Below are 19,357 nucleotides of genomic sequence, written 5' to 3' on the forward strand. Positions count from 1 at the left end.
CTAATCATTTATCTCAATAGCTTAACGAAAAAAATAATTCCCCCGGATGCAGCGTCGCACGCTGCCGGGGGGATTGGGGGCGAGTAGCCCCCATTTGTCTATTTCTGAATTATAGTTGACTCTTTTTTCTTGTAAAATACCTTTCCGAAAAGGACAAAAAAGATCGGATCGTTCTTCTTTCTTCGTTCCTTCCTATCCCGTTATTTGACAAACGCCGAGATTGTCATTCCGGCTCCGACAAGGTAAAAAAAAACGGAATGCGACACCAATCCTATCAACGGGCTATCATTACAGGAGCCTCTTCCGGACTCGGGGAAGAATTCGCCTATCAGCTCGCTCCCTATGTCGACGAGCTCATTCTCATTGCCAGACGCCGTGACCGCCTGACAATCGTCGGAGAGAGCTCCCGCAGAATCAATCCCGCTCTTCAGGTTTCCTGCCTTCCCGGGGATCTCACGGATCCCTCCTTCATGATCCCTCTGATTCATATGCTCACCGGATTGCCGTCAGCAAGAACCCTCCTCATTAATAATGCCGGCATGGGAGATTACGGGGAATTCTCCACAGCTGACTGGGACAAGATAGAATCCATGATTGTCCTCAATATCTTTACCCTGACCAAGCTCTGTCACTCCCTCATCCCGACTTTGGAAACCGCAGGAGGAGGCATCATTAATATCAGTTCCCTTGCATCCGCCCTTCCCATTCCGGACTTTGCCGTATATGCGGCGAGCAAAGCCTACGTTCTCTCCCTATCGGAAGCCTTGCGTCTGGAATTGAAGGAAAAGAATATCAACGTTCTAGCCGTCTGCCCCGGACCGGTTCATACAGAATTCGGCCAGATAGCCCGAAGACCGGGATTCACCGGAGACATGATGCCGGGCAAGCAAATGTTCGACACATCCCGCGAACGTGTCGTTTCCGAAGCCTTGTCAGCCATGGCAAAAAACAAGTCGCGAGTTTACCCCGGAGGCCCTATCAAATGGTCCCACATCCTGCTTTCCCTCCTGCCCGCTCCCGTCATCCGATGGGTCATGGGCAGGAGACCCCGGCGTAGCCTTCCTCAAACCTGAATCCCCCCGACATCATTCTCCAGTCATGAGCAGATCCAAAAGGCAATCCTCGCAATCCCGTATATCTCCGGTATCGGCCATTCTTTGCGGATGCGCCATTGCGTTCGTAGCCTCCCTGTTCACTCCTTATCCGGCCGACCTTGTGCGCGCATGCCGGGAGCTTCCCCCCCATCTCCCCACAACTCCGCCCGATCCTATTAACCGGGACAACACGCCTCCCAAGAACCACGAACCAGAACAATCAACGCCGGACGACGGAGAAAATCCTCCCCTCCCCACTCCACCAACTCCAGATCCCTCCCTTTCCGATGCCGGTCAAAAGGTTCCGCCTTCTTCTTTCATGGTAGATTCCAGGCTGGCCGATCCCTGGAGAATTGAACGGGCCGTCTCCATGCCCAACGTTACCTATCCACCTTTCCCTCCCGTCATGCCGACACGCATTGCCACGGGAGCCTTCTGGGATGTCAAGGAGCTTACGCGCGGACTAAACCTCAAAACAAAAATCAATTTCATCGAAGGAAACCGGGCATCCATTGTCCGTACGATTCCCTCCAACTACCGGGCGACACTTACCTTGGATGTCGTCATGCCCAAGCCATTGACCAAGGCGGAGGAACTCACTTCCGTCAACCCTCATCTCAACCGTATGCTGCCGGGGCTCAAGGAGTTGTTCGACTCAGGCAAGCTTTCCCCCTACTACTCGCTGCTCTATACGCGCAAGCAGAATGAAATCCGGAAAAAGCTCTCCTCTCTCAACAGAGTACTGGATCGCCACAATTTCTACGATACGGAAACCATCATGGAGCTCTGCCATCCGACTACGGGCCGGAAAGTCCTATGGCTGCAAAGTGAGATGGACGTCGTCTCCGACGGTTCCGACGGAGACCGTTTGTCCACAATGCCGGAGAAAATCCTCAACAGTTCCTTCTATCAGCCGAGCACATCCTACCGCTGGCTAAAAAAAACCGACAAAGTCAATCCTCTCCTGCCCGTATGGGAAAAGCGTCTGATTTCCCTGCAGGCATCCCTCGCCAAAGCCACTGGAGAAAAAAAGGCCCAGATAGCCAACGATATAAACCATGCCAAGCTCGTCATCGCCGAGCTCAAGCGCAATAGTTTTCTGATTGCGGAATACGATCCCTTCATCGTCCTGCCTCTGGGAATCGTCAACCAGTCCTCGTCTTATTCCCCGGCATTCGGAGATTTTGTCATCGTCGTTGCCGGCAAAAAAATGTATCCCGCCATCGTAGGAGACGCCGGTCCCCGCTACAAAACGGGAGAAGCTTCCCTGCGGCTTGCAACCGCCATCAATCCCAAAGCTTCCTCATACGCCCGCCCCGTTTCCGACCTGACGGTCAGCTACATCATCTTCCCCGGTACCGCCCTGCCGGATAAAGGACCGCCCGATTACGCAGTATGGGAACGAACCTGTACCGAACTTCTCAATGAAATCGGCGGCATTGCCCCCGGTTACAGTCTGCATCGGTGGACCGATCTGCTAACACCGCCTCCACCTCCTCCTGCTCCGCCGTCCCAAAACGGGGCAGGAGGCCCTACGACCGGAGAGACGGACAAGGGAACTGATCCTACGCTTCCCCCTGCGGGCTCTTCCACGCAAAAAGAAACGCCCTCACCATCAGGCGCCGCACCACGCTCCGCCCAACCTTCTTCTTGGGCTCCGAAGCCGTCGTCCCGTCCAATATCCCGTCAAGGTCCATAGTTTCCAATCCCAGCCACGCAGGAAGGACACTGGCAAACCTCAACCTTTTATTTATCAACGCCGAGGAATAGGCCACACCTTCTCCCAACCAGGAACGGGCCATGGATTGCCAGGCAGCCAATACATCCGGTTCGTCAGATATATAAGAACGCCCTCTTGAGGCGTCCTCGGCGCGGTCTCTCAAGATATTGACCAACTGCAATCCCTGACCGTAATGGCAACCAAGCTCAAGCATCTCCTCACGGGACAATACGGAAAAATGTTCTTCCAAGACCAGAGAAGCAAGCTCCGTCCAAAACTCTCCGACACATCCGGCAACCCGGTACGTATAAAGCAACACGTCATCCTTCGAAGGCGTGCGAATCGTCCCTTCGTGCCCGTCACCGAAAAATTCCAAATCCCATATCTGACCTTCGACAATCGTATGAAGAACTTTCCGTATCAGGGAAATCTGCTCAGCAGGCAAAGCATTCATGGCCGCAACACATTCCCCATACCTTTGGAGCAATACCCTCTCTCCCTCATGCGTCTGACCGGGAGCCAGGTCCCGTCCCAGTCTCTCAAAACACCTCCGGCATTCGTCCCTATCGGCTATCCCTGTCACGACACGATCCATCAATCGCAAGAGATCCAGCCTCACAAAGGAGGAAGCCTTGGCCGTATCTGCCACGGAATCAGCAGCTCTCGCCAGCATATACGCAACAGAGACGGCCTCCTTCATTCCTCCCGGCAAAAAATTGATGCTAAGAAAAAACGAGCGGGAAACGGATTTCAACAAAACGCGACCACCATTCATGCACATTTATTCTAACGGTCTCCGGACAACATGGCAAAATCAATTCACGAAAACATGGATTATCTCTTGCAAGCAGTTCATTCCTTCCGTTATTAGAGAATGAATACGACCTTGTCCTACACATGAAAAAACTTACAGCGTTTCCGGCTGCTCTCTTTCCGGCTGTCATGGTAATGAGCTTCCTGCCCTCGTGCAGCAAAAATGACAATTTCGATAAAATCCCCCGCACGGGATTCATCACTCATTACCAGTACGACAAAAAAAACAGGACGCCTTTCCTCTCCTTCTGGGCAGATGGAAATGCCCACGAATGGAATGACCGCGTCCAGGGCAAGCATGAAAAAAAACAGGTCTTGTACATCAAAGATATCAATATTAACTGGATGGATGTAAAACCGAAAAGCGATGAGGAAAAACGGGATCTCGATAAACTCCGCCAATACTTCCGCGATTCCCTCCGCAAAAACATCTCGCAGGCTGCCCATAACGAACGAAATTTCATCCCGAAAGCAACACCGTCACCCAATGCCTATACACTGGAAATAGCCATCACCTCCATCACTCCGACGCCCGCCGTGGCCAATCTCCTTCTCAATGGAGTCAATGAACTCAAATCCGGCGTCGGCACCATTGGAGAACAGCTCGTTAAAAAAGGTCATATTGCCATGGCAGCCAAACTGACAAACACACATGGCCGGATCATCGCCGAAGTTGCCGACTACCGGGAAGACCACTCGGCCCTTCTCATCGATCTCAAGGATTACACCCGCTACAAGCACCATGAACGGCATATCGACGAATGGAGCCAGGAAATTACCCTGATCCTGACACACCCATCCAACTACAAAGTGGACCCGCCCAGGAAGTTCACGCTCAATCCCTTCTAGAAGGGGCACCTCGTTTCACAAAGTGCTTAAAAACACCAAGTCAGCCACGCGCCCACGGAAACATGATTGTCGATTCCATGGGCAAGTCCCTGGTAATAAGCTACAAATGGCTGGAGACGAAAGGCTTCCCCCAGACGAAACAAAGGTCCGGTACGCACCATGAGATCCTGCAAGCCGCTCACACCATGGTATTTGGACGCCACCCCCACGGCAATCGTGGAAACCCACGCCGTACTCTGGAAAATCAACGGTTGCCACGTCACGGCCGCCTGCCCATAAAATCCATCCTGGGCATAGTCATACACGGCAAAAGTGTGGATATACCAACTGGCTGTGGGACTCCAATGTAAATGTACTCCATTCTCGGTTCCGGATTTCAATACGGTCTTGTCAAACCAATTCCGGGCAACGGAAATACCCAGAGTACACTCATCGCCCACATAATACATGAGTTCCCCATACATGATCGTCTGTCCGAATTCATTTCCATCGAATCCTCTCAGATAGTCAGCCTCGCCGGAAAAAGCCCAATCATTGTCCAATGCACCGGAAAAGGCGAACTGAGATTCCCACACTTGATCTCCCAACTTCCAGCCCCGGTATACATAATTGGAACGAAACCCCTCCATGAGAGAACATCCCAGGAAAACAGGGGAACGCCTCGTGCTTTCCGTCAATGACGGTACAGACTGGTAAGCCCAGCCCTGCAAAAGGCTGCAACACAAAAGGAAAAGAATACACAAACGTGCCAGCATGCCAACATCATGACACCTTGCATTCAAAAAGCAATCCGTCTCCACGACTCCGCATTCACCTCACACGTTATAGCATCTTGTCAATATCTTCCAACCGTGGATCAAGAAGGATCTTCGCAATCATGACGACCAGATTAAAAACAGGAAAACACCTCGTAAAATAACCGGTTCTCCTAAAAAATGCTTGCGTAAATCTTAAAACCATGTATAAGTTTTCCGCACACCTACTCAATTAATGCGGATGTAGCTCAGGGGTAGAGCGCAACCTTGCCAAGGTTGATGTCGTGGGTTCGAATCCCATCATCCGCTCCATTTTTGATGACTTACCTTCTATCAAGTAAGTCTTTTTTCTCCAATTTGTCTATTGCCAGAGATAGGAGAGTTCGGGAATACCGCTAATAATATCACTACCTTTTTGATTACAAGTAACAATGACAGGTGACGCATAGTAGAGGGATTCACCGTACTCCAGAAGAACCTTCCAAATCCTGTCCGCCTCCCCACCCCAAGCGGATAAGGCCTCGGACATCACACGGGCAAAAGCAGGTCTGACGGCAAAGGAAGTCATGCTCCTGTAGTCCCGATTCATTTTTTCCAATTTACTGGGTTTGGGAGACCGGGTAAAACCGCAGCGATGCAGAAGAACAGCCCCGGCCTCTGCGGGAGCGGATGCAAGAAGTTCCTTCAAGATACGGTCAAATCCCGCCACAGGTACGGCATCGTCCTGCATGATCACGACCCATTCCTCCTGGCATAATTCGGCACGATCCAGGGCTCTTCTCATAGCTCTCTTGCATCCGACCGCACGGCAAACGTATTCTGGGGAAAACTTAAGTCGTTCGATATGATATGCTTCAAGAGAATCTTTCTCCCAGGCTGGAATTTCATCCATACTTTCTATTTTAACGCCGTCAATCCATTCCCATGAAAGCGCCTGTTCCTGGAAGATACGGCTTGCCTTTTTGCGTTTAGGAGATCCGGGCATACTGACTATTAGTATTTTATACATTATTTTCGCGATTGATTTGTTTTGTTCCGTACCGAGTCCCATCAAAATGTAAACGAATAGATGACATGCGGTATCGACACCTGGAACCTAATGAAGTCTTTTTTGCATTTCAAGCAGGCTGAAATGTTGTTTATCAAACAACTACAACAGCAAGAGACAAGGGCGCAATACATGCATCAAGGCACAAATTCTCCTGATTCCTCTCATCTGGATTTTATCCGGAATTCACGCTACATGGAACTGATATTCAAACCATATACGCTCATGAACATTACCATAGCAGGAACAGGATACATCGGACTTGTCACCGGAGCATGCCTCGCAGAAGCAGGCCATTCCGTCACATGCATCGATATCGACCAAAAGCGCATCGCAGAATTGCGACAAGGAATAATCCCCATCCATGAACCCGGTCTCGACGAACTCGTCATCCGGAATGCAACGGAAAACCGTCTGGCTTTCGACACCGATTTAAAACGCCACGTCAACCAATCCGACGCCTTGTTCATCGCCGTCGGCACGCCACCTCTTGCCAGCGGCAAGACAGATCTGTCCTATGTTGAAGCCGTCGCAAAAAGCATCGGAAAATATATGGAACACCCCTGCCTGATTGTCATCAAAAGCACCGTGCCGGTCGGAACGTCTGGAAACATCGGAAAAATCCTCACCCGTGAATTGAAACTCCGTAACGCAGGATGCCGTTTCGAATTAGCCTCTAATCCTGAATTTCTCCGGGAGGGTCAAGCTGTGGCTGACTTTATGCATCCGGACAGGATTATCGCCGGGACGTCTTCGCTCCATGCCAAAGAACTCATGGAGACTATTTACAAGCCGTTCACGATCCATGGAGTCAAATTGATTCACATGGATATCCCCTCTGCTGAAATGACCAAGTACGCGGCCAATGCCATGCTTGCCACACGCATCAGCTTCATGAATGAAATCGCCAATCTGTGCGATGCCGTCGGAGCGGATATCCGCATGGTACGGCATGGGATGGCCTCCGATGAACGAATTGGCCGCCATTTTCTCAATCCCGGTTGCGGATATGGGGGATCGTGCTTCCCCAAGGATGTACAATCGCTTATTCAAACCGGACTACAGCATGGATTGGAAATGAAAATTGCCCAGGCGACGGAACAAGTTAATGCTACCCAGCGGAGCATCCTTGTTGACAAGCTCATCCATCTGTGGGAAGGCATCCCCGGTCTTATGAACAAAACAGTCGCCATCTGGGGAGCAGCTTTCAAGCCGGACACGGATGATACACGGGAAGCCCCATCGGCAGCCATGATCCACCGTCTCCTCGACTTGGGTGTCACAGTACGTCTGTACGATCCCGTCGTACGTAATATAACGCGGTTTTTCCCGGACAGAAACGCTGTTTACGAAGCGAATTCCATTAACGATGCAGTTCTCGGAGCGGATGCCCTCCTTGTTGTCACGGAATGGGACGATTTCCGCGAGCCCGATTGGAAACGCATCCGCGAACTCATGCACGGCGACATCGTTCTGGATGGTCGCAACATGTACTCGCCTCGGCTTCTTCGGCAAGAAGGATTCCTCTACCAAGGTATCGGCATACCGGCATAAATGTCCAATAACGTCCCGACGAAATAATCCGGCGCATGGAGTGAAATTGCCTCCATGCGCCCTTTTTTATGTCTGCCCGACTACGAAACAAGCATATCATGAAAAAACCCCGTCCCGGGATTACTCCGGAATGGGGTTCTGAATTCTAATACGTATGAAACAAAAAGGAATCTGCCTAACCCTCAGGGGCGGTAATTTTACCGGCCAGTACATACATGGCATTCTCGTCGGCTTCAAAAACTTCGACCCCCCAATCATCCCAACACAGGATAAGGCGCTCAGGAGTCCTCTCCAATACAGAGGCCAAACTCCCGCCATCCAGCCTTCTTCCCCTTTTCCCTTGGATACGGAAAGAATCCCTCCAATGGGGGTGTGACAATTCCAAGAGATGCTCCCAGGATGCGGGATCCGTTGCAATACTTGCATTGGCGATGAGGAAACGCTTCTCAATCATACCACCGCGCGTCACGGAAGGGTTGCCCTTCTGGACGACAATATGCGGCAGAATACCTTGTTCCTTGACATAATCGGCCATATTGGCACACCCGTACTCCCGCATCAGCATAAAAATGAAGTTATCCTCGTTAAACCCGAAGTTGGTATGTCCCGTTTTGTGCTGCCACTTTTCCACAATAGGAATCATGAGCGATGGATTCAGTTCGCATTCCATCACTTTTTCCAGAACTTGCGGCGACATGTTGAGAGCAAAGCCGAAGAAACGATAAAAAGCATTCTTCAGACAGAAAAACCCGTTCAGATTCCGGGCAATTAAGTCCCGGGCATTATAATAACTGGAATAACAGGGTGGGAGAGTTGAGTGAAAGTCGTTGATATTCTCCAGATAATCCGGAGAATAAAAATCATCGTCGTCGATTTTGACGAACAAGTCGTATCCTGATATGTCAAGATCTCTCACGGTGTCGATGATGTTGGACATCTGGTTCTTATTCGGAAAATACCGAAGAGTCAGGCGTCCTGTCTCAATGAAATGGCGAAAACGAGGTACGAGCATCTTGTTGAATACGTACTCCGTCACACCTTTAACAGCGACAAAAACATGGTAGTCCTCCGAAGCATACGTTTGGTGCATGAAGGAAAAAATCTGCCGTTCCAGGCTCTCCAGTCTCTTATAGGAAGGGAGGCAAACGGCTATTTTTTTATGGATAGGATTGTGTTTCATAAAATTGGTAATTTTTTAATTTCAAATGCTTGGTTTTACGATCTCCAGACAAACCGTCTCAATGGAAGGAAGTGTCGAGGTAAAAATGGACTGGGGCGGTTCCAGACCGGATAAAAGATGATGAGATGATTGTCCGGCCTCCCGGACAGCAACGTCATAACCGACGGATTTCAGGCAAACTTCCAGAAGTTCTCGCGTCCAAAATGACCGATGCTCCAATTTGTCTTCCATCCAAACCAGGAGAGACATAACGGAAGGCTGCCCATCTTGCAATTGACCTGATAATTCCGGGACAATCATGCCCGCATAATCCATAATTCTGGAAATGTCCGCTACGGCTATTCGCATAATTCCTCCTGGTTTCAAGGTTCGCCAGGCTTCATGGAAAAACCCCAAGGCATCACGGAAGGAGACGCATTCAAGTACATGTTCCAAATAGTAGGCATCGACACAGGCATCCGGTAGAGGGACAGGATGCTTGATATCGTTATTCAACAAGCCCAAGTGAACCCAGCCCTCCATTTTCCGGCTTTCGTCACCGATCCGGATACAAAGGGGCTGAACGTCCGTGGCATGCGCGGCAAAATCCGGAGCAATCAAACAAGCAATATCCTCTTCACCGGAATCTGCCTCCAGAGTCAGCTTGTCTCCGGTATAAAGGTTGGAGCCGGTACGGACGAGCAATTCCTCATTCCAGTGGAACCACCCCAGCCCGAAAATTCCGTTGCCCTTATGAGACAACTGACCGGAACACCCCGTGCCGCGGCGTCTGAAGAATCCTCCTTCATACACTTCGATTTCGTCCGTCCACGATACATGCCGGGCTTTATACACGGCTAATGGCCGACAATGGTAAAAGTGTTCCAGAGCATGAAGCTGCAACGGTTTGCACCAATGAGAAGATACCTGCTCATTGTCCGGCAGGGGATAACGACCGCTGTGCATGCACAAGAGCGATGTCGACTTCGGGACAGCGCCAAGCTTCAAGGCCAACTCTCCGAAGATAATATCTTCGGGACCAGTCGGCGGAATGTTTTGTTCTGAAACGATTTTTTCTACCATCCGGCGGGAAAGGCAGTATCCCGCACCACCGCTTGGAGCACCTCGTCCTTCCAGGGACGTATCTCCGATCAGTTCTGCTTCTCCGTCGATCAATCCCTTCAATCGATCCAGAGCGACATAGGAGTCGTCATCGCATTTGAACAGCCACTTAAAATCGTAATGTTCCAAGGCGTAGCGGAAAAACTCCAGCACCTTTTCCGGAAGACGGGCATATGTATCACTTGCCCACAGGGTAACGGTATCTTCCTTTTCATCCTCCAATGGAGTCCGGTGGCCCACGAAAAAAACGGATTTAATCCCGTTGACAGAATGCTTGAGCCACGTATCACGCACGGCTTGCCGACGGTCACGGGCTTTGCAACAAGAACAGATGCCAATCAATAGATCCACTTTCTTTCTTTCTACTTCCGTAGCTGGCGAAGAGGGCAAATAAGTATCGAGCAATTGTCCTACAATACTGTTCTTATCCACATTTTCCAAGACATCAGGGGCAGCTGCCAGCCGAGTCCCCCAGAGGCACACTGCCCGGGAATCCCTCAACTCGCTGCTTTGCAGGTGCAGCCAGCCATTGTAACAGTTTAGCCACGAGGATTTGTGTATGGGGTAGACGGAAGATGCCGGAGAGGAATACCTTTCCAAGCCGCCATGGACGATGGCCGCTGTGAAAACACTATCCCCATAGCTTGAGGGAGGAGCAATTTTTCTCCGTTGGAATACATCGGGATAATCCCGGGCAAATTGTTTCTTTGATTCCGTCTCCCGGAGGCCATCCCACGGCATCACGGCAGCCGGGTCTTCCGAGAACTGCCGGAGGCATTCCATCACCGGATGTCCGGGAGGAAACCCGATCAATCCCGTACCATAAACGCGGGGTTCCCTCTCAGGAAACCACGGCAGTTCCGGGATGTCGTCACGGTTCAAAGATACAACATCCAATTCTGTCCACAACCCGCCTTCCCGAGCAAGCAATGTATTGCGGAACCAGTTTGAAAACGGCTCCCATCCGGCTTTGTCGTGGTAAAAAGCCAGAGACTCGGGAATGACTCCGGAAGCATCCCGGAGAACCGTTCCCTCGGGAACATTCGAGCAGGGCCGGTACACAAACAATTGCATCTCGAACCCATGAGCCAAATAAGACCGGACCGCCAAACCGGCGAGGAGAGGAAGTTCCCCTCCCGGCCAGAAAGCGGAGACCCGGCGACGTAAAGTATCAGTCATCATACCAGTTCCAGTGTTCAAGGTTATTCCGGCAGTTGGAGCATCTGCTCGAAGATTTCTTCCCAGCTGTCCATCGACGCCTTCAATCCACCTAGTTGGAGACCGCGTTCACGGGCGGCTTCCGCCATATCCCTCCGCAAATTTGGTTCGTAGGCCATTTTACTGGCATAGTAGATAAAGTCCCTCTCGTTGTCGCAGAGCCAGCCCGTCTTGCCGTGCTCGACAAGTCTCTTCCATCCTCCGCGGTTATCGACAATCAGGACACTGCCGCTCGCCATGGATTCAAAACCGATGCGCGGCCAGTTTTCCGTCGTATCCGTCGGTTGGAGGACAATCTCACAATGCTTGTAAAAATCCTGCTGCGACACCACCTTATGGTTGGCCGCCGTACGGATCCAGCTGTAGGGGTGTCCAATCTTGCGTTCGCTCTTCTCTCCGAATCCGAGGAAAAGTCCCCGTTTACATTTCGGGGCAACAAAGTATTCGTAAATATGAAGAGTATTTCGGGCGAACTTGTCGGCATCCTGCCGGGAAATACGACCACAGCCGAACCATTCGTTGGAACGTTCCTCGACAAACGGAAAATCGTCTGCGTGAAAATAAGGAATAAAGGTCGAAAACCGAATCGCCGAGTCCCGGTTCAAAGCCTTCAGAATGGGCATGTTCTTTTGTCTGACATCCTCGTTCTGGTACAGGAACATGGCAATCTGCCCATCGGCCATCGCCTGTTTTTCCTTGTCGAATAACCAGGTCATACAATTGACGAACACTGTTCTCTTCGTCCTCTTGCGGATGTCCGGAAGATTGTTCAGAAACTCCGCATTGCAGAAACCGATCACAGGATCCCCCGGTTCCACAACGGACCAGTCGTTCATGGCATGGATATGAATTCCTCGGGAAATCATTTCCATATAAAGGGGTTCTCTGGAAACGTTCTCCCAGGTCGGAATCAGATGAACTTCCATTCCCATTTTGACCCAGGCGATAATTTGATGGTGCAATTCCGTTCCTGCACCACCGTACATGCCGGGGAAACCATGAACGAAAATTCGTTTCAATTTTGTACTCATATTAATGATATTGGTTCTTGTTGTTTTTATTGACATCTCCCTCTCCGGAAGACGCATCCATTTAAGGAGCAGCAATACGGAAAACACAACACAAAGCGCCAATTTTTATCATTAAAATACTTATAATAAATAATTTATAAGATTACATAATTCCTTATTTTTCTACAAAAAAAATCTATCGTCTCGTCTCAAATCGCAGGAAGGCATCCATCCGGCAATCACCGTTGCCGGTTCTTCAAAAGAGAGGATACTTTAATCTTGTAAAATGGACAAGAAGCCCTTAGGTTTTCAGCCGTTATGCAAACCACAGCCAAAGTTGCCGTTCTGACGGCACCCAAAACCTTCGAAATCCGCGAATATCCCATTCCTGCGATCAGTGACGACGAAATGCTGATCAAAGTGGAAGCCTGCGGCGTCTGCGGAACGGACGGTCATGAATACAACCGCGATCCATTCGGACTCTGCCCCGTAGTCCTCGGCCACGAAGGTACCGGCGAAATCGTCGCCATGGGTAAAAACATCACCAAAGATACTGCCGGGAATCCTCTCGGGCTTGGCGATAAAATCGTTACCTGTATCATTCCCTGCGGTACATGCGATGCATGCCTTAATACGCCCGGACGCACCAATCTTTGTGAAAACGTCGGCGTTTATGGTCTAATGCCCGATGACGATGTCCATTTCAACGGTTACTTCGCCGAATACCTGGTCATCCGCAAAGGATCCACTTTTTTCAATGTCAGCAACATGACTCTTGACCAACGCATTCTCGTAGAACCGGCCGCCGTAGTCACCCATTCTCTGGAACGCGCCAAATCCACCGGCCTGTTGAAGTTCAATTCTGTTGTCCTCGTTCAAGGCTGCGGTCCGATCGGCTTGCTCCAAATCGCCACCATCCGCACACTTGGGATAGAAACCATCATTGCCGTGGATGGCAATGATTCCCGTCTGGAACTCGCGCGTGAAATGGGCGCTACCCGCACGTACAATTTTACAAACTATGCCGATTTCGAAACCCTCCTTGAAGCAGTCAAGGCTGACAACGGCGGTAAATTGGCCGATTTCGTCTTCCAATGTACGGGAGTGGGAAAAGCCGGAGCCAATGCCTGGAAATTCGTCAAGCGTGGCGGAGGCTTATGTGAAGTAGGCTTTTTCATGGACGGAGGAGAAAGCATCATCAACCATCACTACGACCTCTGCAACAAGGAAGTCACGGCTGTCGGCTCCTGGGTGTACAGCCCGCAGGATTACCCGACTACCTTCGACTTTCTCAAACGGGCCTATTCCATCGGCTTGCCTCTGGAAAAGCTGATTTCCCACCGTTTCAAGCTGACTGAAATCACAGAAGCTCTTGAAACCAACGTCCAGATGAAGGGCATTAAAATTGCCGTCATCTGCGACTGAGTCAGTCAGCTCCAAAATTACCGGTGAGGGATTGCAGAGATCATATCTCCTGGCGCACCTCCCGGAAGCTCCAGCAACCAACCATCCGTCCCGTAGCTACATGCCCGGGGCGGATTTTTTCCCTCCGGAAATTTTCGGCAACACGTTTTCCCGTCTTCTCTTGAGCCGGGAAAGCGCCATACGACGGCGAAGACGAACCTTACGATCCTCTTCCATCTGTTCCCGGGATTTACTTTGAGTCACCATATAGACCCCGCCAAACACCAGCGCTACAGCCAGAAATTTGAGTACCCCGAACGTATCCATTCCCCACCATACCGCTACGACGGAAGCCACGATAGGCTGCACATAATTGTACATACTGACGACAGTAGGTCTCAACCGCTTCTGCCCGACGGGAAGCAGCAAATACGTCAAAAACGTACCGAAAAATACGACGTACCCCGTACTCCCGTAAAGGGAGAACGACAACGAGGAAAATGGAATGGCAGCCACATCATGATACGCAAAGGGAAGCCAGCATATGGAAGCATACATGAACATCCACTTCATCAACGTCACCGGGGAATACCGCGATATCAATCCCTTGAAAAACACAAAATAACCGGCAACACTCATCTGCGCGAAAAGCACCAGCAGATCCCCCCATACATTGCCGGATGAATCCGCGCCTCCGGAAATCTGTCCGCTGCCGGCAATCAACAGCACCGCCCCCACCGCACTCATAAACACGCCGGACACCTTCTTCCCCGTAATAGGCTCTTTCAGGTAAAATGCCGCCATAATCATGGCAATGATCGGAGTCGTCGTCGTAATGATCGAAGCATCGGCCGGGGACGTCAAGCCAACCCCCAAAGTATAAGACCCCTGATTCAGAACGATACCGAACAAAGCCGCAAAAAACAGCATCAGCATATCCTTGGAAGCCACCTTTTCCTGCCGAGTAAAACCTGAAGCCAGCCAGAACAGACACGTTGCCCCCAGCATACGGAAAGAAGCCATTGCTACAGAACTGATTTCACCTGTGTGAAGCGCAAACTTGCACATGGGAGCCATCAACCCCCACATTGTATTGCATCCGAGCATCGCCAAATGGCCTTTGAGATTTTCATTCTTCATCTTGACAACCAGACGTAAACCGTATCTGGAAATGAACACGTCTCTTCCATCTGCGACAAGCAGTGCATTACCATCTTCCTGTGTTAAGATCAACGGCATTTCCGGATTACTCTCATAAATTCCCTCATTTCCCGTTAAAAAGAGACACATAAGAAATCACTGGAATCCCACATCGGGAAAGAGTACTTTCCCATCATGCCTCGGAAGCCTTCCCCCATCCAGACGGAAACAATTGCCAATCATATCAGGGACATGATTATCGGAAAAAGATGGAACCATGCCCTCCCCTCCGAAAGAGAATTGTCCAACATACTCTCCGTAGGCCGGGAAACTATCAGAAAAGCTCTTTCTAACTTGGAAGAAAATGGCTGGATTGCCCCGCCGCAGCATAACAGGCCTCGTATCATTACCCGCTACACACCGGATCACGATGTACAAGCTCCATTACAAGAACAACCTTCCGAGGTCATCGGCCTGATCACTCCGATACCAATCGACAGAATGCCTCAGCAAGTACTCGTTGAACTCTATGAAATAGAAAAAGTTCTCGAGTACGACAATCTACAGCTCCGGGTTTACGAAATCCCCTGGGCCATGGGGAAAAAACCCGGTCCCAAATTGGACCGACTCGTCCACGCCTCCCCCCACATATGCTGGATCCTTTACCAGACTTCTGAAGAAACCCAACTTTGGTTCAAACAACGCGCCATCCCATGTCTCGTCCAGGGTAGTAGCCACACATCGGCTTGCCTCCCCTTCATCGATACTCACTGGGAAGCCACAGCACGGCATGCGGCTACCCACCTATGGAGCCGTGGGCACCATACATCCGTCCTTTGCATTCCGGACTCTCCTCTCAAAGGCAACCAATTAATGAAAAAAGCTTTCCTTGAATTCCAAGGTGAAAAATGGAACCCGCTCTTCATTCCCATTCCAGACCAAACGGATCAATTTTTCAATCTTCTGAACAACACATTCGACGCCCACCCGGATATCACCTCATTTGTTGTTCTCAGAAGCCAGCATGCCATCACCCTCATGTCCTGGGCAGCGGCGCATTCACTCCCCATTCCGGACAAAATCAGCATCATCAGTCTCAGTTACAACCCCGTTCTGGAACACATCCTGCCTCCCATCGCTCATTACAAATCCAACATCCGTAAAACAGTACGCCGCCTCATCCGCATGCTCAGGGCACTCCGCAAAGGTACCCCTTTCCATAGTACTTATATCATCCCGGATTTTCATCAAAGAGCATCCGTCGTCCAAATACCTTTCAATCATAAATAAACATGGCCTTTTTATTATCCAATAAAAACACATATTGTTTATTATTAATTATTTATGAAATTAAATAATCAACAACTGGTCTTTTTATACATATCCGTTCCTTAACTTGCATTCGGGAAAAAATCGGGCATTTTGAATCTGACTCCCATACTTCCCTTCCCGGTCGCAAATCAGTATTTCCCCATGGAAAACAATCCTCCCCGGAATACTTGTAGTACTGGCAATTACTCCCTGTTCGCCAATACAGTCAGTCATCTGCTTTGCGATCCGGAAGGGAGACTCTTTTCTTGATATTCAAACTTGGAAGGCACAACTACATACTTCCGCATCTCTGCCATTGTTCAACGGCCGTCAAGGCATTTCCTTCCTCTCATCACCTGGATCCGACCAGCTTGCTCCTATAGCCCTCTGTCAAAGTCATACACGGATGAACTTGATTGCCATACTACTCTCAATATGACATGAATACAATAAGTCACCGGAAAATCAATTCGCCGGAACCTCCATCTCAGCCATGTCTTACCCACCTTCCTACAATACTATGAAATCCGGAGTCATTGCCGTCATTGCCCTTCTTGCTGCAGCAGGATTTTTCATCTTTTCCAACATGGGGAACCACCGTGTCCTATCAGGGTTTGCCGGTTACGTGTACACCAAACCCATCATGGGTAGCAACCAGTTCGAAGGGATCCTTATCGGACCGGCCTCCACAGGATTCACCTGGAGACGCGCCGTCAGCAAAGTCTCCATCACTCCGGAAACAACCATCGAACACTTCACAACCAAAGACAACACTGCCATCCTTGGCAAGGACAAACTCCCCATCTCCTGCCAGGCATCCATGGTCTTTCGTCTCGATCCTAAAAAGATTAAGGAATTCATGGAAGAATACGGAGGCATTGCCCAAACATCCGGTAGAAATGACGATGAAAATGCGGACGAAATCATGGAATTCGCCTACAAAAATTTCATTCAGCAACCATTCCGAACCGCCGTTCGTACAGAATTAAGCAAATACCCCGCACTCGACGCCTCCAGCAACCTCCAGAAAATATCCGACGATGTCCTCACCCAGGTCAGAAGGCGCCTGGAACAAACCCCGTTCGTCGTCGACTCCGTTGCCGTTGGTGAGACCAACCCTCCGACCCCCATCATCGAAGCCGTCGTCAACAAAGTCAAAGCCACACAGGAAAACGAACGTAAAGCCATCGAACTGGAAATCGCCCAAAAAGACATCGCCATCCAAAAAGCTAAAGGCGAAGCCGAAGGAACTCTCAAATACGAAATAGCCAAACAGGAAGCCCAGGGACGCATAGCCCAAGGGAAAGCCGAAGCAGAAGTCTCCCTTCTCAAAGCAGAAGCCAAGGCCAAAGGTACCATACTCGAAGCCAAGGCAGAAGCCGAAGGCCTTGCTCTCAAGGAAAAAGCCATGGGCCCCAACATGTTGAGGGCAAAAATGTACGACAACATGCTCAACAACGCCAAAATCTATCTACCCTCCTCCAACGGTTCAGATAAAAACTCGGCCATGTCCGTCCTGGGAGTCCTCAACCTCAACGACCAGCCGCAAAGTAAATAAACGCCATTCCGCATCCACTTATCCCGTGCCCGGCCTACTTCATCGGTAGACGGGCACGACTTGTTTCATATCCTCACCTGCATGAGTATTCCACTCAGGAATACTGGGAAAATGTCGAACGATACTCTTGCCCTTAATGACAAAATATGCAGAATCCTCCTCACACGGACAGGTGGTCGAGTGGTTTATGGCTCCGGTCTTGAAAACCGGCGTGCGGGAAACCGCACCGTGGGTTCGAATCCCACCCTGTCCGCCAAATTTTATCTGAAGCATTCTTCCAGTAAGAGCGCTTTTTATGGTTCTATCCCAATATCTGGTGGAATTGATCCCCCATATAAGCGGAAACACGGGAATAAGTAGGCCTAACAATCCATTGTCCCGAAGATCATCTCCAGCAGGAACGCCTGTCGTGAATGGGGTAGAACATCAGATCTTCCCAACGAGAAGAATACGTTTCCTGCCCGGAAAGGATTTCCGCGCCCATTCGCTTGCAAAGAATAGAAAAAATACTTTGATCATGCCGGTGTTCGACAAATCCCGGAAAATTGGGTGAACGAGAAGGAGTATCATCCACCAAGGAAAAATCAAGTTGATAGGGCAATTGCCATTGATGCAGAAAATCGGATGACAACTTGTTTTTGCAGAAAAAAGCATGTGTCGAACATATCTGGGGGGAAAGAAGAAGATTCCTGTCTCCCCGTACCGCAAAGTAATCCAGCAAATCACCCTTTGTCCAACGGAATTCGGGATGAATCACCTCAAGCTGGAACCCCATGACTCCACAGGTTGCCTCACGAAGACGTTCTGCATAAAATTCCAGTCGCCATCTTCCGGCTGGGTTCCAGTGGCATCCCGCATCGCAATAGAATAGCAAGTCTCCGGGCATCAGCTCGTCAAACACGCGACGGATCAAGTAAGGCTTCCATACCCAATAGCCAAATCCTCTGCTTCCAAGATACATTCTCTCCCCGTAGGAAGAACGAAAAGAATCATCCAAATCATGCTCATTACAAACATGGATCTTATCAAAAAAACGCATGCCTTCAGCCTGGATACGCAGACGCTGGACTGCCTTGTACATGCGGGAATCGGCAAAACTCAGAAATACGGTTTTCATCGGAATAGGTATAAATGGGGGGATCAAACAGGTAATCAACCTTGATCCATCATTCCGCATGAACTCTCCGGGAGTCAAGAAACCTCATTTAGCATATCTCACAAACAACTTAATTGAAAAATATTACACAGCTAAACATGTTCCCGTCCCATCTCCGGTACACCAGTTTTTCCAATCGCCTTTCCATTTTCAGATGAACTGATCGGAACAATCAGCGTTCCGACTTACTGTGACGATCCGACCACACCTCTCTAAGGCAAAGAGTCACAAACAACCATAAAGCAGAAAACACACTGATCAACAAACATAAATTGAATCCTAAAAAGTCCTGGCACCACCATATCCCAACAGTCAACAGGAGGATGGGAATACCGGATATTCTAAAATAAAGCAATTCCCCTTCATATTGGGCAAAAAGCGATAAGCTTTTAATCAATAAAAAGCTATCTACCAATTCAAAAAATACAAAAAGCATCGTTCTCATC

General features: G+C 49.8%; 14 protein-coding genes, 2 tRNA genes and 1 pseudogene. 9 read left to right on the forward strand and 8 right to left on the reverse strand.

The window, feature by feature from the left end; genetic code table 11:
- The first annotated feature begins 257 nt into the window (after positions 1-257).
- Complete coding sequence (locus tag QET40_RS00565) at positions 258-1,073, forward strand: SDR family NAD(P)-dependent oxidoreductase (RefSeq protein WP_280125221.1); 816 nt, start codon at positions 258-260, stop codon at positions 1,071-1,073.
- 25 nt (positions 1,074-1,098) lie between these two features.
- Positions 1,099-2,793: a glycoside hydrolase family 75 protein gene (locus QET40_RS00570; protein WP_280125222.1), complete on the forward strand. Its 1,695-nt coding sequence runs from the start codon at positions 1,099-1,101 to the stop codon at positions 2,791-2,793.
- 145 nt (positions 2,794-2,938) lie between these two features.
- Here the strand turns inward: QET40_RS00570 and QET40_RS00575 are convergent.
- A pseudogene (locus QET40_RS00575) lies at positions 2,939-3,595 on the reverse strand (squalene/phytoene synthase family protein); the annotation flags it as partial.
- Between the two features lie 116 nt (positions 3,596-3,711).
- Here QET40_RS00575 and QET40_RS00580 point away from each other — a divergent pair.
- Positions 3,712-4,476, forward strand: coding sequence for a DUF3313 family protein (locus QET40_RS00580; RefSeq protein ID WP_280125223.1), 765 nt, complete (start codon positions 3,712-3,714; stop codon positions 4,474-4,476).
- A 26-nt stretch (positions 4,477-4,502) separates the two neighbouring features.
- Here the strand turns inward: QET40_RS00580 and QET40_RS00585 are convergent, their stop codons facing one another.
- Entirely contained in the window at positions 4,503-5,231 is a 729-nt protein-coding gene (locus QET40_RS00585; RefSeq protein ID WP_280125224.1) for a hypothetical protein, read from the reverse strand.
- Positions 5,232-5,468: 237 nt separating this feature from the next.
- Between QET40_RS00585 and QET40_RS00590 the strand changes: the two genes are divergently transcribed.
- Positions 5,469-5,543, forward strand: a tRNA-Gly gene (locus QET40_RS00590).
- A gap of 49 nt (positions 5,544-5,592) precedes the next feature.
- Here QET40_RS00590 and QET40_RS00595 read toward each other — a convergent pair.
- The gene (locus QET40_RS00595) at positions 5,593-6,216 is read right to left on the reverse strand and encodes a hypothetical protein (protein WP_280125225.1); all 624 of its coding nucleotides are present in this window, start codon (positions 6,214-6,216) and stop codon (positions 5,593-5,595) included.
- Between the two features lie 288 nt (positions 6,217-6,504).
- On the opposite strand from QET40_RS00595, the gene QET40_RS00600 reads away from it, so the two are divergent.
- Complete coding sequence (locus tag QET40_RS00600; RefSeq protein ID WP_280125226.1) at positions 6,505-7,833, forward strand: UDP-glucose/GDP-mannose dehydrogenase family protein; 1,329 nt, start codon at positions 6,505-6,507, stop codon at positions 7,831-7,833.
- Positions 7,834-8,008: 175 nt separating this feature from the next.
- Here QET40_RS00600 and QET40_RS00605 read toward each other — a convergent pair whose 3' ends face one another.
- From QET40_RS00605 to QET40_RS00615, 3 genes are read right to left on the reverse strand one after another with little or no spacing between them, the layout of a single operon-like run.
- Complete coding sequence (locus tag QET40_RS00605) at positions 8,009-9,013, reverse strand: glycosyltransferase family A protein (RefSeq protein WP_280125227.1); 1,005 nt, start codon at positions 9,011-9,013, stop codon at positions 8,009-8,011.
- Positions 9,014-9,034: 21 nt separating this feature from the next.
- Entirely contained in the window at positions 9,035-11,296 is a 2,262-nt protein-coding gene (locus QET40_RS00610; protein ID WP_280125228.1) for a methyltransferase domain-containing protein, read from the reverse strand.
- Positions 11,297-11,316: 20 nt separating this feature from the next.
- Positions 11,317-12,363, reverse strand: a complete 1,047-nt coding sequence (locus QET40_RS00615) for a glycosyltransferase (RefSeq protein ID WP_280125229.1) — start codon at positions 12,361-12,363, stop codon at positions 11,317-11,319.
- A gap of 297 nt (positions 12,364-12,660) precedes the next feature.
- On the opposite strand from QET40_RS00615, the gene QET40_RS00620 reads away from it, so the two are divergent.
- Entirely contained in the window at positions 12,661-13,767 is a 1,107-nt protein-coding gene (locus QET40_RS00620) for a zinc-binding dehydrogenase (protein WP_280125230.1), read from the forward strand.
- Positions 13,768-13,863: 96 nt separating this feature from the next.
- On the opposite strand, the gene QET40_RS00625 is transcribed toward QET40_RS00620, so the two are convergent.
- The gene (locus QET40_RS00625; protein WP_345783035.1) at positions 13,864-14,886 is read right to left on the reverse strand and encodes a DMT family transporter; all 1,023 of its coding nucleotides are present in this window, start codon (positions 14,884-14,886) and stop codon (positions 13,864-13,866) included.
- Positions 14,887-15,081: 195 nt separating this feature from the next.
- Between QET40_RS00625 and QET40_RS00630 the strand changes: the two genes are divergently transcribed.
- The 3 genes from QET40_RS00630 to QET40_RS00640 all read left to right on the forward strand — a co-directional run bounded on the left by QET40_RS00630 (position 15,082) and on the right by QET40_RS00640 (position 18,011).
- Positions 15,082-16,176 (forward strand): substrate-binding domain-containing protein, encoded by a 1,095-nt coding sequence (locus QET40_RS00630; RefSeq protein ID WP_280125232.1) that lies wholly within the window; start codon positions 15,082-15,084, stop codon positions 16,174-16,176.
- Between the two features lie 514 nt (positions 16,177-16,690).
- Entirely contained in the window at positions 16,691-17,755 is a 1,065-nt protein-coding gene (locus QET40_RS00635; protein ID WP_280125233.1) for an SPFH domain-containing protein, read from the forward strand.
- A gap of 166 nt (positions 17,756-17,921) precedes the next feature.
- A tRNA-Ser gene (locus QET40_RS00640) sits at positions 17,922-18,011 on the forward strand.
- Positions 18,012-18,140: 129 nt separating this feature from the next.
- Here QET40_RS00640 and QET40_RS00645 read toward each other — a convergent pair.
- Positions 18,141-18,872, reverse strand: a complete 732-nt coding sequence (locus tag QET40_RS00645) for a hypothetical protein (RefSeq protein WP_280125234.1) — start codon at positions 18,870-18,872, stop codon at positions 18,141-18,143.
- Between the last annotated feature and the right edge of the window lie 485 nt (positions 18,873-19,357).

Source organism: Akkermansia sp. N21169 (assembly GCF_029854675.1).
Lineage (GTDB): Bacteria > Verrucomicrobiota > Verrucomicrobiia > Verrucomicrobiales > Akkermansiaceae > Akkermansia.